Annotated in this window: 17 protein-coding genes; 13 read left to right on the forward strand and 4 right to left on the reverse strand. The window is 68.2% G+C overall.

The window, feature by feature from the left end; translation table 11 throughout:
* The first annotated feature begins 9 nt into the window (after positions 1-9).
* The 11 genes from crtI (at position 10) to ACZYZ9_RS15525 (ending at position 8027) form a co-directional block, all read left to right on the forward strand.
* A complete protein-coding gene (crtI, locus tag ACZYZ9_RS15475) occupies positions 10-1530 on the forward strand; it encodes a phytoene desaturase family protein (protein ID WP_463827119.1) in 1521 nt (506 codons plus the stop codon).
* On the forward strand, positions 1527-2492 hold the full coding sequence (locus ACZYZ9_RS15480) for a phytoene/squalene synthase family protein (protein WP_463827120.1): 966 nt from the start codon (positions 1527-1529) through the stop codon (positions 2490-2492). Before crtI ends, ACZYZ9_RS15480 begins: the two co-directional genes overlap by 4 nt.
* The gene (locus ACZYZ9_RS15485) at positions 2489-2812 is read left to right on the forward strand and encodes a lycopene cyclase domain-containing protein (protein ID WP_463827121.1); all 324 of its coding nucleotides are present in this window, start codon (positions 2489-2491) and stop codon (positions 2810-2812) included. Before ACZYZ9_RS15480 ends, ACZYZ9_RS15485 begins: the two co-directional genes overlap by 4 nt.
* Positions 2809-3129: a lycopene cyclase domain-containing protein gene (locus tag ACZYZ9_RS15490; RefSeq protein WP_463827122.1), complete on the forward strand. Its 321-nt coding sequence runs from the start codon at positions 2809-2811 to the stop codon at positions 3127-3129. The genes ACZYZ9_RS15485 and ACZYZ9_RS15490 overlap by 4 nt, the downstream gene beginning before the upstream one ends.
* Complete coding sequence (locus ACZYZ9_RS15495) at positions 3122-3841, forward strand: class I SAM-dependent methyltransferase (protein ID WP_463827123.1); 720 nt, start codon at positions 3122-3124, stop codon at positions 3839-3841. The genes ACZYZ9_RS15490 and ACZYZ9_RS15495 overlap by 8 nt, the downstream gene beginning before the upstream one ends.
* Positions 3838-5361 carry an FAD-dependent oxidoreductase gene (locus tag ACZYZ9_RS15500; protein WP_463827124.1) on the forward strand — a complete coding sequence of 508 codons (1524 nt, stop codon included), beginning with the start codon at positions 3838-3840 and terminating at the stop codon, positions 5359-5361. Before ACZYZ9_RS15495 ends, ACZYZ9_RS15500 begins: the two co-directional genes overlap by 4 nt.
* Positions 5358-6359 carry a DUF5914 domain-containing protein gene (locus tag ACZYZ9_RS15505; protein ID WP_463827125.1) on the forward strand — a complete coding sequence of 334 codons (1002 nt, stop codon included), beginning with the start codon at positions 5358-5360 and terminating at the stop codon, positions 6357-6359. The genes ACZYZ9_RS15500 and ACZYZ9_RS15505 overlap by 4 nt, the downstream gene beginning before the upstream one ends.
* A gap of 30 nt (positions 6360-6389) precedes the next feature.
* Positions 6390-6818 (forward strand): DUF2784 domain-containing protein, encoded by a 429-nt coding sequence (locus ACZYZ9_RS15510; protein WP_463827126.1) that lies wholly within the window; start codon positions 6390-6392, stop codon positions 6816-6818.
* Position 6819: 1 nt separating this feature from the next.
* Positions 6820-7038 (forward strand): hypervirulence associated TUDOR domain-containing protein, encoded by a 219-nt coding sequence (locus ACZYZ9_RS15515; protein WP_463827127.1) that lies wholly within the window; start codon positions 6820-6822, stop codon positions 7036-7038.
* Positions 7038-7373, forward strand: a complete 336-nt coding sequence (locus tag ACZYZ9_RS15520; protein ID WP_463827128.1) for a DUF3140 domain-containing protein — start codon at positions 7038-7040, stop codon at positions 7371-7373. Before ACZYZ9_RS15515 ends, ACZYZ9_RS15520 begins: the two co-directional genes overlap by 1 nt.
* A 75-nt stretch (positions 7374-7448) precedes the next feature.
* The gene (locus ACZYZ9_RS15525) at positions 7449-8027 is read left to right on the forward strand and encodes a MarR family winged helix-turn-helix transcriptional regulator (RefSeq protein ID WP_463827129.1); all 579 of its coding nucleotides are present in this window, start codon (positions 7449-7451) and stop codon (positions 8025-8027) included.
* Here the strand turns inward: ACZYZ9_RS15525 and ACZYZ9_RS15530 are convergent.
* The 3 genes from ACZYZ9_RS15530 to ACZYZ9_RS15540 are packed head-to-tail and all read right to left on the reverse strand — an operon-like array spanning position 7950 to position 10972.
* Positions 7950-9248: a glycosyltransferase gene (locus ACZYZ9_RS15530; protein ID WP_463827130.1), complete on the reverse strand. Its 1299-nt coding sequence runs from the start codon at positions 9246-9248 to the stop codon at positions 7950-7952. The two genes, ACZYZ9_RS15525 and ACZYZ9_RS15530, sit on opposite strands and share 78 nt — an antisense overlap.
* 14 nt (positions 9249-9262) lie before the next feature.
* A complete protein-coding gene (gene fni / locus ACZYZ9_RS15535) occupies positions 9263-10309 on the reverse strand; it encodes a type 2 isopentenyl-diphosphate Delta-isomerase (RefSeq protein ID WP_463827131.1) in 1047 nt (348 codons plus the stop codon).
* 6 nt (positions 10310-10315) lie between these two features.
* Complete coding sequence (locus ACZYZ9_RS15540; RefSeq protein ID WP_463827132.1) at positions 10316-10972, reverse strand: SOUL family heme-binding protein; 657 nt, start codon at positions 10970-10972, stop codon at positions 10316-10318.
* A 483-nt stretch (positions 10973-11455) separates the two neighbouring features.
* Here ACZYZ9_RS15540 and ACZYZ9_RS15545 point away from each other — a divergent pair, with 483 nt between their 5' ends.
* Both ACZYZ9_RS15545 and ACZYZ9_RS15550 read left to right on the forward strand, forming a co-directional pair.
* Entirely contained in the window at positions 11456-11878 is a 423-nt protein-coding gene (locus tag ACZYZ9_RS15545) for an STAS domain-containing protein (RefSeq protein WP_463827133.1), read from the forward strand.
* A gap of 30 nt (positions 11879-11908) precedes the next feature.
* Positions 11909-12313 (forward strand): hypothetical protein, encoded by a 405-nt coding sequence (locus ACZYZ9_RS15550; protein ID WP_463827134.1) that lies wholly within the window; start codon positions 11909-11911, stop codon positions 12311-12313.
* 30 nt (positions 12314-12343) lie between these two features.
* Here ACZYZ9_RS15550 and ACZYZ9_RS15555 read toward each other — a convergent pair whose 3' ends face one another.
* Positions 12344-12853 carry a MarR family winged helix-turn-helix transcriptional regulator gene (locus ACZYZ9_RS15555; RefSeq protein ID WP_463827135.1) on the reverse strand — a complete coding sequence of 170 codons (510 nt, stop codon included), beginning with the start codon at positions 12851-12853 and terminating at the stop codon, positions 12344-12346.
* Positions 12854-12859: the final 6 nt, after the last annotated feature.

Genomic DNA, 12859 nt, shown 5'->3' on the forward strand with positions numbered 1-12859 from the left:
GGACCGCTGATGCGCACGGTGCCAGGGAAGACGGACCGCGTCGTCGTCGTGGGCGCAGGGTTCTCCGGACTGTCCGCGGCGTTGCATCTCGCCGGCCGCGGCCGCGAGGTCACGGTGCTGGAGCGCGAGCCCTGGCCCGGGGGGCGGGCCGGCCGGCGCGACGTGGGCGGCTATCAGATCGACACCGGGCCCACGGTGCTCACCATGCCCGACATCATCGACGAGGCGTTCGCCGCCGTCGGCGAATCCAGCGACCGGCACCTGGAGCTGCTGCACATCGATCCGGCGTACCGGGCGAAGTTCGCCGACGGCAGCAGCATCGACGTCCACAGCGACGCCGACCGGATGGCCGCGGCGGTGCAGGAGTTCGGCGGCCCGGGCGAGGCGGCGGGCTACCGTGCCCTGCGGCAATGGCTGGACAACTTGTACCGCACCGAGTTCGCCGGATTCATCGACGCCAACTTCGATTCGCCGCTGTCCATGCTGACTCCGCAGCTGGCCAAGCTGACGGCCATCGGCGGATTCCGCCGTTGGGAGACGATGGTCAAACGACACATCAGCAATCCGCTGTTGCGGCGCGTGTTCACCTTCCAGTCGCTCTACGCCGGGGTCGCACCGCAGCACGCGCTGGCGGTCTACGCCGTCATCGCCTACATGGACACCGTCTCGGGGGTGTACTTCCCGCGCGGCGGCGTGCGGGCACTGCCGGACGCACTAGCCGCGGTGGCCGCCGGTGCCGGTGTCGAATTCCGTTACCGGACAACGGTGACCGATCTGGAGCGCAGCGACGGGCGGGTGACCGCGGCACTCACCGAGGACGGCCAGCGCATACCGTGCGACGCGGTGGTGTTGACCACCGAACTGCCGCTCACCTACCGGCTACTGGGCCGGCGACCACGACGGATCCTGCCATTTCGCGCGGCGCCGTCGGCGGTGGTCCTGCACGTCGGCTGTCGCGCCGTGCCGTCCCAGACCGCGCACCACACGATCCTGTTCGGGGACGCCTGGGAGCAGACCTTCACCGACATCGTCCGAGACGGCCGGGTCATGCGGGATCCGTCCCTGCTGGTGACTCGTCCGACCGCCAGTGACGCGAGCCTGGCACCGGCCGATCGCGACCTGCTCTATGTGCTGGCACCGGCGCCGAACCTGTCCCGGCGGCGGGTCGATTGGTCCACCGCGGCGCACCCCTACGCGGACAGCATGCTCGAGGCGGTGGCGCAACGGCTGCTGCCGGACCTGCGCGACGGGGTCGAACTGCTGCACCTCGACACGCCCGCCGACTGGGCCCGGCAGGGCATGACGGCCGGCAGTCCGTTTGCGCTCGCGCACACCTTCGCCCAGACCGGTCCCTTCCGGCCGGCCAACCTGGTACGCGGAATCGACAACGCGGTGCTGGCCGGGTCGTCGACCGTGCCGGGTGTCGGTGTTCCGACGACGCTGATCTCCGGACGGTTGGCCGCCGACCGCATCACCGGGGTTCCGGCCCGGTCGCCGAGCACGATCGACCTGAAAGCCCGATTGCCGTGATCCGCACCGAATTGGACGCCGCAGGCATCGACGATCCCGGGTTGCGCGCCGCCTACCGGCGCTGCCGGCAGATCGCCGCCGAGCACGGCCGCACCTATTTCCTGGCCACCAGGTTGCTGGCTCCCGACCAGCGTCCCGCGGTGCACGCGCTGTACGCCTTCGCCCGCCACGCCGACGACATCCTCGACGAATTCAACGCCGATCTCGATGTGGACGCGCGGGCCGATCGGCTGCAACAACTTTCGGAGAAATTCTTCGCCGGCGCCGGGTGCCGCGACGAACCCGTCCTCATCGCGGTCGACGACACCGTGCGCCGCTACCAAATCGCCAACGATCTGTTCGAGGACTTCCTCGCTTCCATGCGAATGGACCTGACCGTCACCGACTATCCCGATCGGGCCGCGCTCAACCGCTACATGCGCGGCTCCGCGGAAGTCATTGGCCTGCAGATGCTTCCGGTGCTCGGCACCGTCGCCGACCGGGACGAGGCCGCGCCGTACGCGGCCGCGCTGGGCCAGGCGTTCCAGCTCACCAATTTCCTGCGCGATGTGGACGAGGACCTGCTGCGCAACCGGATCTACCTGCCGGCCGACGAACTCGCCGCGCACGGCGTGGACCGCGAACTGCTGTGGTGGTGCCACGACCACCGCCGCACCGATGCCCGGGTGCGCAACGCCCTGGCAGCGCAGCACGAGATCACCCGGGACATCTACGCATTCGCCGCCGGCGGCATTCCGCTGCTGGCACCCCGGTCACGTCCGTGCGTGGCTACCGCGCTGACGCTGTACTCGGAGATCCTGGATTGCATTGAGGACAGCGACTTCTCGGTGTTCAGCCAACGCGCGACCGTCGCAACGACGCGACGGCTTCAGGTCGCCGGGGGCGCACTGTTGCGGTCGTGGCGGGCGCGCCTCACCCACGCCGGGACCGGCCCGCAGCGCCGAAGGTCCGGTGCCGCATGAGCGATCGCTGGCAGTATCTGGTGGTGCTCGGCCTGTGCCTGCTGATCACCGCGCCGCTGGAGATCTTCGGCCGTGGCGTGTACCGCAGGGCCGGCCGGGTCGTCCGCTCGCTGCTGCCGGTGGCCGCGGTGTTTCTGGTGTGGGATGCGGTGGCGATAGCCTTGGGGATCTGGACGTATGACGACAGGTACATCGTCGGCATCCACGTCCCGCCCCGCATTCCCCTCGAGGAGGTGCTGTTCTTCGTGGTGATTCCCTTGTGCGGCTTGCTGACCTACAACGCGGTGTCCACGATCCTGGACTGGAGCAGGCGCCGATGACCGGTCTGGGTTACACGTTGCCCGCGGTGGTCGCGGTGGTGGGCGTGTGCGCACTGGAACTGGCGGTGTTGCGCACCGGACTGTTCCGACGACCCGCCTACTGGCTGTCGATGGTGATCGTGCTGGGTTTCCAGATCCCGGTCGACGGCTGGCTCACCAAGCTCAGCGACCCGATCGTCATCTACAACGAACGACAGACCAGCGGCCTGCGCTTCCCGTTCGACATCCCGATCGAGGACTTCTTGTTCGGCTTCGCACTGGTCACCGCAGTGCTGCTGTTGTGGGAGCGGCAACGGGAACGGGGTGACCATGAATAAGACGGGACTGTCCCGCGGCGACGTCCCCGCCGCCTTCGACGTCGGCGCTGACGCCTACGACCGATTGGTGGGCGCCAACCCCGGCTATCACAGCAACCTGCGACTTTCGGTGCGCCGCATGGGCATTCCGGACCGCGGACGTGGCCTGCGCATCCTGGACGCCGGCTGCGGCACCGGCGCGTCGACGGCTGCGCTGCTCACCGCCGCTCCGGAGGCGGACATCATCGCCGTCGACGCGGCCGGCGGCATGCTGGACGCAGCGCGGGCGAAATCGTGGCCGGCCAACGTCCGCTTCGTGCACTCGCGTATCGAAGACCTCGGCCAGCACGACATCACCGGGCCGTTCGACGGCATCTTCGCGGCTTACCTGCTGCGCAATCTGACCGATCCGGACGCCCAACTGCGCGCCTTCGCGACCCTGCTCAAGCCTGGCGCCACCCTGGCGGTGCACGAATACTCGGTGCGCGACTCGGCCGTCGCCACCCGCATCTGGCACGCCGTCTGCTGGGGCATCATCATCCCGGCCGGCTTGTGGCGAACCCGCAGCACCACGCTCTACCGTCACCTGTGGCGCAGTGTGCTGGCCTTCGATGGCGCGGCCGCGTTCCGGCGCCGCATGTCCGACGCCGGGTTCGGCGCGGTACGCAGTGAGACCATGCCGGGCTGGGAACGCAATATCGTGCACACTTTCCTGGGCAGGGCACCGCAATGACCGATCGCCGCCGGTGCACCCACCCCGCCTCGCCCGGATTGCCCGACGCCACAGCGCTTTCGGCGCAGCCACGCGTGGTCGTGATCGGCGGCGGCATCGCCGGGCTGGCCGCCGCGACCGGGCTCGCCGAGCGCGGTATCGCGGTCGAGGTGGTGGAAAAAGAGCACTACCTCGGCGGCCGGGTGGGTGGCTGGACCGAGCAGATCGACGGTGCCGAACTGGCCTGCAACCGTGGCTTTCACGCCTTCTTCCGCCAGTACTACAACCTCAGGGAGCTGCTGCGACGGGTCGATCCGCAACTGCGCATGCTGACACCGGTCGAGGATTACCCCTTGATCGACGGCGCGGGCCGGCGCGACACCTTCCGGGGGCTGCCCCGCACACCACCGTGGAACGCACTGCTGTTCGCGTTGCGCAGCCCGACGTTTCGGCTGGCCGACCTGGTGCGGCTGGACCCCGCGGCCGCGGCGCCGCTGGCGGCCGTCTCGGTGCCGGAGATTTATCACCAGCTGGATCACCTCGACGCCGACACCTTCTTGAAGAGCATCAATTTCCCGGAATCGGCACGGCATCTCGCGTTCGAGGTTTTCTCGCGCAGCTTTTTCGCCGAACCCGCGCAGCTCTCGGCCGGGGAGTTGGCGACCATGTTCCACATCTACTTCCTGGGGTCCAGCGAAGGATTGATCTTCGACGTCGCCGCCGCCAATTTCGAAACGAGCCTGTGGAATCCGCTGCGGGACTACCTGAGTGAACGTGGGGTACGGTTCCGGCTCGGTACCGAAGTTCAACACCTGGACACCGACGGCCCGAAAGCGTATCGCGTGCACACGGATTCGTCCGATCCGCTCGATGCCGACGGGGTGGTCCTGGCCGCCGACGTGCGCGGGCTGCAGCACATTGTGGCCGCGTCGAACGAGCTGGGCAGCGAACTGTGGCGCAGCCAGATCCGCCGGTTGCGTACCGCTCCCCCGTTCGTGGTGCACCGCCTCTGGCTGAACCGCCCGGTCCGCGCCGACCGACCGCCCTTCCTCGGGACGTCCGGTCATCCCCCGCTGGACAACATCAGCGTGCTGGAGCGCTACGAAAGCCAGGCCGCCGGCTGGGCCCGCGACAACAACGGATCCGTAGTCGAATTGCACTGCTATGCAATGGATCCGACGTTCACCACGGACGACGCAATCCGCCAGCTGCACAAGCTGTATTCCGAGACCGCCGCGGCCGGCATCGTGCATCAGCAGGTGTTGCGGCGCAGCGACTGCCCGCTGTTCACCCCGGGCACCTACACCCGACGGCCGACGGTCGTCACCCCGCAGCCCGGGCTGGCGCTGGCCGGTGACGGGATCCGGGTGGACCTGCCGGTGGCGTTGATGGAGCGCGCCGCCACCACCGGCTGGCTGGCGGCCAACCACCTGCTTGCGCACTGGGGCCTGCACGGCCACGAACTGTGCACCGTGCCGGTCCGCGGCCGATCGGCGCTGCTGCGGTCGCTCGCGGGCCGACAGGGACGCAGGTGGCCATGAGCGCTGGTGACCAGATCCGCCGTCGGTGGCCGAAAGATTGGCCGCTGCAAGTGATTCCACCTACGCCGTGGACGCGCCAACGACCGACCTACGGCCAGGCGCAGCCCCGCATCATCGAGGACGCGCTGGATCGATCCCAGCGCCGGGCGACCGGCAACTGGTATGTCTTCGCGGCAAGTCGCGACGTGCGCACCGGTCGCGCCCACGGCGCGCGCGTCGCCGGCGTCGAGATCGTCGCCTGGCGCGATCGGCGGGGTCTCTTGCGGGTCGGACCCGGCAGCTGCCCGCACCTCGGTGCCGAGCTGGCCACCGGGACCGTCTCCGACGGGGTGTTGTTCTGCCGCTGGCACGGGCTGGCCCTCGACGGCAGCACCTGCAAGTTCGGCTGGGCACCGTTGCCCAGCTTCGACGACGGTGTGCTGGCCTGGGTGCGGCTGGATTCGGTGGGCGGGGAAGCGCCGCGGGACATGCCGGTGGTGCCCGCCCGGCCCACCGGCGACACCCTGCCGGCCGTTACCCGGCTGGTCGGCACCTGCGAGCCGTGCGACATCATCGCCAACCGGCTCGACCCGTGGCACGGCAGCTGGTTTCACCCCTATTCGTTCACCCAGCTCGAGGTGCTCACCGCACCGACCGAGGAAGACGACCGCTTCCTGGTCTCGGTCACCTTCCGCATCGGACGGCTGGGCGTGCCGACGATCGCCGAATTCAGCTGTCCGGACGCGCGCACCATCGTGATGCGCATCGTGGAGGGCGAGGGCGCCGGTAGCGTGGTCGAAACACATGCCACGCCAATCGGTTCGGGTGCGGACGGGCTGCCCCGTGTCGCGGTGATCGAAGCTGTCGTCGCCCAGTCCCAGCGTCCCGGGTTCCAGGCGGCACTCAAGGTCGCGCCGCTGATCACTCCGTTGATGCGCCACGCAGCGAACCGGTTGTGGCGCGACGACCTCGCTTACGCCGAGCGCCGCTATCGGTTGCGCCATGACAGCGCCGGCTGACGTCTGCCCCCAGCCTGCCGGGAAGCTGCGATGAGAAAAGCATATTCGGCCCTCGTGGTCTGCACCGTCGCCACGCATCTGGCCTATCTCCTCTATCTGCCCAGCGGTGGCTTTCTGGCATTGCGGTGGCGACGCACCCTGTGGCTGCACGTGCCGACGGTGTGCTGGGGAGCGGCGGTGGTCACCCGCAACTATCCCTGTCCCCTGACCACCCTGGAAGAGTGGGCCAGGGCCCGGGCCGGCATGGATTCGTTGCCTACCACCGGCTTCACCGATCGCTATGTCGCGGGGGTCATGTACCCCGCACATCGCACCGGCACTGCCCAACTGCTGGCCTTCGTCGCCGCCGCGGTCTCCTGGGTCGCACTGGGTGTTGCGCACACCCGGGCCCGCCGATCAGTTTCACCGAACCGGAGCCGGGTATCCGACCGGAAATCGCCAGTGGAGGATGTGAATTGAATTGAGCGACAAGCGATTGAGCAAAGGTGACAAAGTCGAGTGGAAGAGCCACGGGCAGAACGTCAAAGGCAAGGTCGAGAAGAAGATCACGTCGGAGACCGAGACGGCCGGCCGAAAAGTCAAGGCGTCCAAGGACGAGCCGCAGTACAAGGTGCGCAGTGACAAGACCGGAAAGGACGCCGTCCACAAGCCCGGTGCGCTGAAGCGACGAGGCAAGTGATGGCCGCCAAGGACAACGAAACCACCTGGAAGGAGTTCAAGCAGACCGTCAACATGACGGCACGCGAGCTCGAGAAGTGGCTTGACTCAGACGAATCACGCTCCGTGGGCCAGAAACGACAAAGCAGCGAGGCCACCGGTCACGCCAGCGGTCGGCGGATCGTCGACATCCTGCGCACCAAGCGGGCCGACCTCGACGACGACGACTACAAGCACATGCGCAAGGTGCTCGGCTACGCCAAACGGCACCTGGCGCAGCGCCCGCAGGGCCGCATCGAGGACTCGCGGTGGCGCTACTCGTTGATGAACTGGGGTCACGACCCGACCCGGACATAGCGTCCGGACCTGCGCCGCACCCACCTGCCCTGCTCAGACCGCGTACCCTAAGCATCTGATGGAGGATCCAGGTCGTTGACGAAAAACCGCGCCAATGAGGCTGCGCCCGCGCGGGCGGAGTTGGAGAAGCTGCTGTCGGCCGATATGCGGGCGATCACCGCGAAATCGGATCGGATAGGGCGGCACTTCGCGCGGACAAACGACGTCAGCAGCAGCGATTTTCACGCCCTGCTGCACATCATGGTGGCCGAAACCGCAGGAAAGCCCCTGACGTTGGCGCAACTACGGCAGCGGATGAACGTCTCGCCGCCGGCCATCACCTATCTCGTCGACCGGATGATCGAAGCGGGACACATCCGGCGCGAACCCGACCCCGACGACCGGCGCAAGTGGTTGCTGCGTTACGAGCACAGCGGAATGACGCTGGCCCACGCATTCTTCACCCCACTCGGCGCTCATCTGCGGGCGGCCATGGCCGACCTGAGCGATACCGACCTCACCGCCGCACACCGCGTCTTCCAAAGCATGCTCGCAGCGATGTCGACGTTCGAGGAGGAGTTGCGCAAGCCGGATGCCTCAGCCGAGCTCGGACGCGACGGCACACGTCCGCGACGACGGCAGGGGTCGGCCCGCAGCGCCGCGCCGCGCGGCTGAGAGCAGCCGCTGTTCGACCAGCTCCGCGCCGCGCGGCACGCCGCCGGTGGCGGCGAAACCCGCCGCGACCCGCTTGGCCCCCGGTGCCATCGCGACCGCTTCCAGCACGGCTTTGCGCAGCCGTGCCGGGGTCAGCCGTCTCGGTGGCAGCCGGGTGCCGGCGCCGGCGACCTGCACCCGGCGCGCGACTTCGGCCTGGTCGCGCGCAAACGGCACCACGCACACCGGCACCCCCCGGTCGAGGGCTTTCACCGTCGTTCCCATCCCGCCGTGCGTGACGACGCAGATCGCGCGATCCAGCAGCGGCCCGTGCGGCAGAAACCGGCGCACGGTGGCATTGGCCGGCCGGCACAGATCGGCGGGGACGCCGGCCGGGAAAGTCGCGACCACATGCACCGGCTGGTCGGCGAACGCGCGTAACACCGTCTCACCCAACTTCGCATCGCCCTGGGCGATCGACGACGTGTTGACCAGTACGAGGGGACCCTCGCTATCGGTCAGCCGGCCGGGCGCCCGCGCGGCGGGCGGCTCGAAGACACACGCACCGATGAAATGCACCGCATCACCCCAGTCCGGGTGGGGATACTCGAACGGCTCACCGCCGACGCCGAGCAGCAGCGGCGCCCGACGCATCAGCTCGTCTACGGAGTGGATCGGCCGCACGCCCAGTCGGTCGCGCAGGGCATTGATCCGGGGCAGCACCGGGCGATCGAAAAGATGGCGGACCACGGGCCGTAACGTCGCGTCGCGCGCGGCGCCCAGGACTCCGGGCAGCGGTCGCAGACCCGGGCCGAACGGCGGCGTCCCCCGCGACCGCAGATACGGCGTGAACGGTGAGAAGATCGACCACGCAATGTCGCCGGCGTCAGCCGCCGAGATGGCACCCCAGCAGTTCGCGTCTACGATGAGCGCGTCGGGACGCACCCGTGCGACCGCGTCGCGCAGATCGTCGACCTCGAACACCGCCCGGCGGCACAGCACGTCGATCGAATTCTTCAGCACGCCCAGAGCACCGCCGGCCAGCCAGTCGTGGGCTACTACGGACTCGATGCGGGGGTCGACCGCCTCGGCCCGCACGCCGACCCGGCACATGGTGACAACTTCGCTTGCCATGGTGCGCACGTGCACCTGATGGCCGCGCGCGACGAGTTCGACGAGCAGCGCGGCCATCGGGTACAGGTGCCCCAGGGCCGGCGAGCCGTAAGCCAGGATTACCGCCATACCGTGGCCATACCTCAGATGACGAGCAGCGCGCCGAGGCCGCGTAGTGCACGCAGATCCCCCGCCCCGCAACCGTGCAGACAGATCCGCAGCTCGTCGATGAACCGTTGCAGCCAATCCGTTGCGGCACCGGCAGATTCGATCGCCGGGCCCAGCAGCGGCCGCGCCACCGCCACCACGTCGGCGCCCAGCGCGAGCGCCCTGGCGGCGTCCATCCCGGTGCGAATTCCGCCGGAGGCAACCAACGGGATCTCCGGCAGCGCCGCACGGACCTCCAGCAGCGCCTGGGCAGTGGGGATGCCCCACTCGGCCAGATCGGGATGGCGCAACTCGCCGTAGCGGACCAACTGCTCGACGCGCGACCACGAGGTGCCGCCGGCGCCCGCGACGTCGATGCCCGCCACCGGCTGCTCACCCGTGCAACGCAGCAATTGGGCGACGGCCGCAGCCCCGATCCCGTGACCGACTTCCTTCAGCAGCACCGGATAGTCCAGCATCGGGGCCACGTCGTGCAGCCGGTCCAGTGACCCGGCGAAGTCGGTGTCGCCGTGCTGCTGCATCGCTTCCTGCAACGGATTGGTGTGTACCGCAAGCACATCGGCTCCCACCCGGTCGAGCGCGCCGACGATGTCGGGCACCGCGTCCTTGGTGAACTGCGACAGCCCGATGTTGCCGAACAGCAGCACGTCGGGCGCGACGTCGCGCACCGCGAAGCTGCCGGCTGCCCGCTCCCCCCGCGCACTGTCCAGCATCACCCGTTGTGAACCGAGCATCATTCCGATACCGAGCCGCTGCGCGGCGGTGGCCAGATTCCGATTGATGATCCCGGACAGTTCGGCACCGCCGGTCATGGCGCCCACCAACACCGGCGCGCACAGTCGGCTGCCCATGAAGTCCACGGACAGGTCGACGTCCTCGAGGTTGGTCTGGGTCAACGCGTTGTAGGGCAGGCGGTAGCGTTCCAGCCCCGTCGTCACCTGGTGGTAGGACACGTCCTCGGCGAGGCACACGTCGATGTGGCGACGTTTTCGCGTCCTCATCTCACCCCGGTCACCGGTCATGGGACCTCAGGCGCTCGCGCTGACGGGCACGGCGATTTCGTTGCGGCGCAGCGCCGGAATGGTCCAGGGCGGATCGTAGAACCATGCCGCCGGCGCGTCGGTCGGTTCGAATCCGAACTCGCGCAACGTGTTCAACAACTTTGCGGTCTGCGCGGCAACCTCCCGGCGAGCCGGGCTGCCGCTGAAGCGGCGGACCGCGATGTGTTGCTCGGGCACCGTGACCAACGAGATCTGGTCGTCGTCGGGCTCCGGCAGCGTGTCCATCGTCTTCGCCGACGGCATGAAGAACCGGATCACCCACTGGCCCTCACCGGCGGACTCCTGCGCGACCGGCGCCGACATCGGGATCTTCGCACCGCTCCGTGTCCGCTGCGCGCCGGCGGATTGCTGCGCTACCGGGGCCGTCATCGCGATCTTCTCGCGGACGTGGTTCGCCCCGAAGATATACCCGGCGAGCCGACGGAAGCCCATGCTGCGCGCCGCCTCCTCGTCGGCAGTGACCGTCGTCTGCGCGGCGATGCGCGCTCCGTAGGTACGGATCTCCACGGCGTCGGACAGCTTCTGCGCGCTGTAAGCCGGCTCCTCAGTGCCGCGGCGGTAACCCACCACGGAACCCACACCCTCGATGATCTGACCGATCATCGATCCGAGTGATCCGAACACCGACATATCGTTTCCCCACCGTCCATCATCTGGTAGTACCCACTCTCGAACGGGACAGACCCAGCCCTGACGCGAGTACTGCGGGCGAGCGGGCCGAAGTCGGCCCTGGGCGTTGGTGCGCCGAAATCAACCCTACCCTGCACTTCGGACAGCTGTTAATTTGTTGAACGGTTAAGAAAGTTTGATTATGCTCGCGATGACTGAACCCGACCCCGCAGCCGGGGGCCGTTCAGTTGCCCAGAGCCGTCCGCCGCGGCATCGTTCCCCGACAACTGCCGCGGCGGTCGGCTCTGCGTTCATATCTCCGTAATTGGCTGTGCGGCAGCGTTATTGCGCATATATCGCAGCGCCGGCCGCCGCACTTCCGCAACTGCGGCTACGCTGTACACAGTTGAGTACACAGCTGACATCCACGGGACGAGCAGACTTCCCGCCCAGCCCCTTAATTCTCAAAACCACTCGATAGGCCCACCGATGCACGCTGTGAATTCACCCGCCGAAAACCGTCTCCGCTACGTCGTCGACTGCGGCGAGGCGCACCTGTTCGTGTATTCGCGCGGCCTGGCCACCGTCGTGTGCGTCGACGGCGAAGTCGACGCGGCCAACGCTGACCGCTTCGCCATGGAACTGCGCCGATTCACCAAGGTGGGCACGCCACTCATTCTGGACCTGAGCCGGCTGCGGTTTCTGGGCCTGGACGGTTTCCAGCGCCTGCTGGCTCTGCACCACGAGCACCACACCGCAGGCCTCTACTGCGGCATCGTCAGCGGTGTCGCCCTGCGTCCGCTGCTGCGGATCGTCGGCGACCACGGTCTCTCACTGGTCAGATCAGTGCCCGAAGCACTGCAATTCATCGACGACGCCCTGGTGGGGCGCCGGCAGATGCTTCAGCGACTGGCCCGGTAGCCGTCCGCGAACTGTGATCGGAGTGGTGCGATGAAATTCCAGGACGAGCCCGGCCGGCACTTCCCTTACCGCTACGACGGCCGGCTGACACCGCTCTGGCTGCCCTTCCGGTGGCCGGGCGGCCAGGGCGTGACACTGACCGACGACGGCCGATTCCTGGCGCGCTACGGGCCGTTTCGCGTCGACGTGCCGCTCTCCTGGGTGCGGGAGGCGCACGTGGCCGGCCCGTACCGCTGGTGGACCGCGGTCGGGCCGCGCCTGTCGTTCGTCGACGACGGACTGACCTTCGGGACCAACGCCCGGGCCGGGGTGTGCATCCACTTCGAGCCGAGCATCCCGCGCGTCATCGGACTCAAGGACCATTCGGCGCTCACGGTGACCGTTGCCGACCCGGAAGGTCTCGCTGCGAGCCTCAACGCGGACGACCGCACCTGATCGAATCTGTCAGCGCGACAACGCCTTGACTCAGGATTTCGGGGGTCCCATCTCCTGCTGGAAGCGGCGCATCGCGGCGATCAGTGCCGTGAACACCCGGTGCGCGGCTGCCAGGTCGGCGTCGGGCAGGTCCGTCAGGGCCGACTGCGTGTGCCGGCGCAGGGGGGTGAAGAAGGAACGGGTGGTCACCAGACCCGGGTCGGCATAGCGCAGGATGACCTTCCGCCGATCGTCGGGATGGGAATCGCGGCGAACATGACCGGAGTCGATCAACCGGTCCACCAGGTAGGTGATCGCCGCACCCGAGAGGCCCATGCGCTGACTCAGGTCACCCGATGTCATCGGCTCGCCGGCGGTTTCGGCGACCATGATGTGCAGCAGGGCGCGAAAATCATTGGGGCGCACATCATGGGAGACCGCGAAATGCCGGCCGATCTGGTCGGACTCGTTCGTCAGCTCCCGCAGGTCAGCCGAAATCTGCGACTCCAACGCGTCGCGTCCGTCAGCCTGCACGTGCGGATCCATGGCGATCCGGAGCATAGCGCG

The organism is Mycobacterium sp. IDUB_28 (assembly GCF_055419285.1).

What these genes read in the sequence shown, in the direction of transcription:
- crtI (WP_463827119.1), top strand. Translation starts at nt 10, where the DNA reads ATGCGCACGGTGCCAGGGAAGACGGACCGCGTCGTCGTCGTGGGCGCA.
- ACZYZ9_RS15485 (WP_463827121.1), top strand. Translation starts at nt 2,489, where the DNA reads ATGAGCGATCGCTGGCAGTATCTGGTGGTGCTCGGCCTGTGCCTGCTG.
- ACZYZ9_RS15490 (WP_463827122.1), top strand. Translation starts at nt 2,809, where the DNA reads ATGACCGGTCTGGGTTACACGTTGCCCGCGGTGGTCGCGGTGGTGGGC.
- ACZYZ9_RS15495 (WP_463827123.1), top strand. Translation starts at nt 3,122, where the DNA reads ATGAATAAGACGGGACTGTCCCGCGGCGACGTCCCCGCCGCCTTCGAC.
- ACZYZ9_RS15500 (WP_463827124.1), top strand. Translation starts at nt 3,838, where the DNA reads ATGACCGATCGCCGCCGGTGCACCCACCCCGCCTCGCCCGGATTGCCC.
- ACZYZ9_RS15505 (WP_463827125.1), top strand. Translation starts at nt 5,358, where the DNA reads ATGAGCGCTGGTGACCAGATCCGCCGTCGGTGGCCGAAAGATTGGCCG.
- ACZYZ9_RS15510 (WP_463827126.1), top strand. Translation starts at nt 6,390, where the DNA reads ATGAGAAAAGCATATTCGGCCCTCGTGGTCTGCACCGTCGCCACGCAT.
- ACZYZ9_RS15520 (WP_463827128.1), top strand. Translation starts at nt 7,038, where the DNA reads ATGGCCGCCAAGGACAACGAAACCACCTGGAAGGAGTTCAAGCAGACC.
- ACZYZ9_RS15530 (WP_463827130.1), bottom strand. Translation starts at nt 9,248, where the DNA reads ATGGCGGTAATCCTGGCTTACGGCTCGCCGGCCCTGGGGCACCTGTAC.
- fni (WP_463827131.1), bottom strand. Translation starts at nt 10,309, where the DNA reads ATGACCGGTGACCGGGGTGAGATGAGGACGCGAAAACGTCGCCACATC.
- ACZYZ9_RS15550 (WP_463827134.1), top strand. Translation starts at nt 11,909, where the DNA reads ATGAAATTCCAGGACGAGCCCGGCCGGCACTTCCCTTACCGCTACGAC.
- ACZYZ9_RS15555 (WP_463827135.1), bottom strand. Translation starts at nt 12,853, where the DNA reads ATGCTCCGGATCGCCATGGATCCGCACGTGCAGGCTGACGGACGCGAC.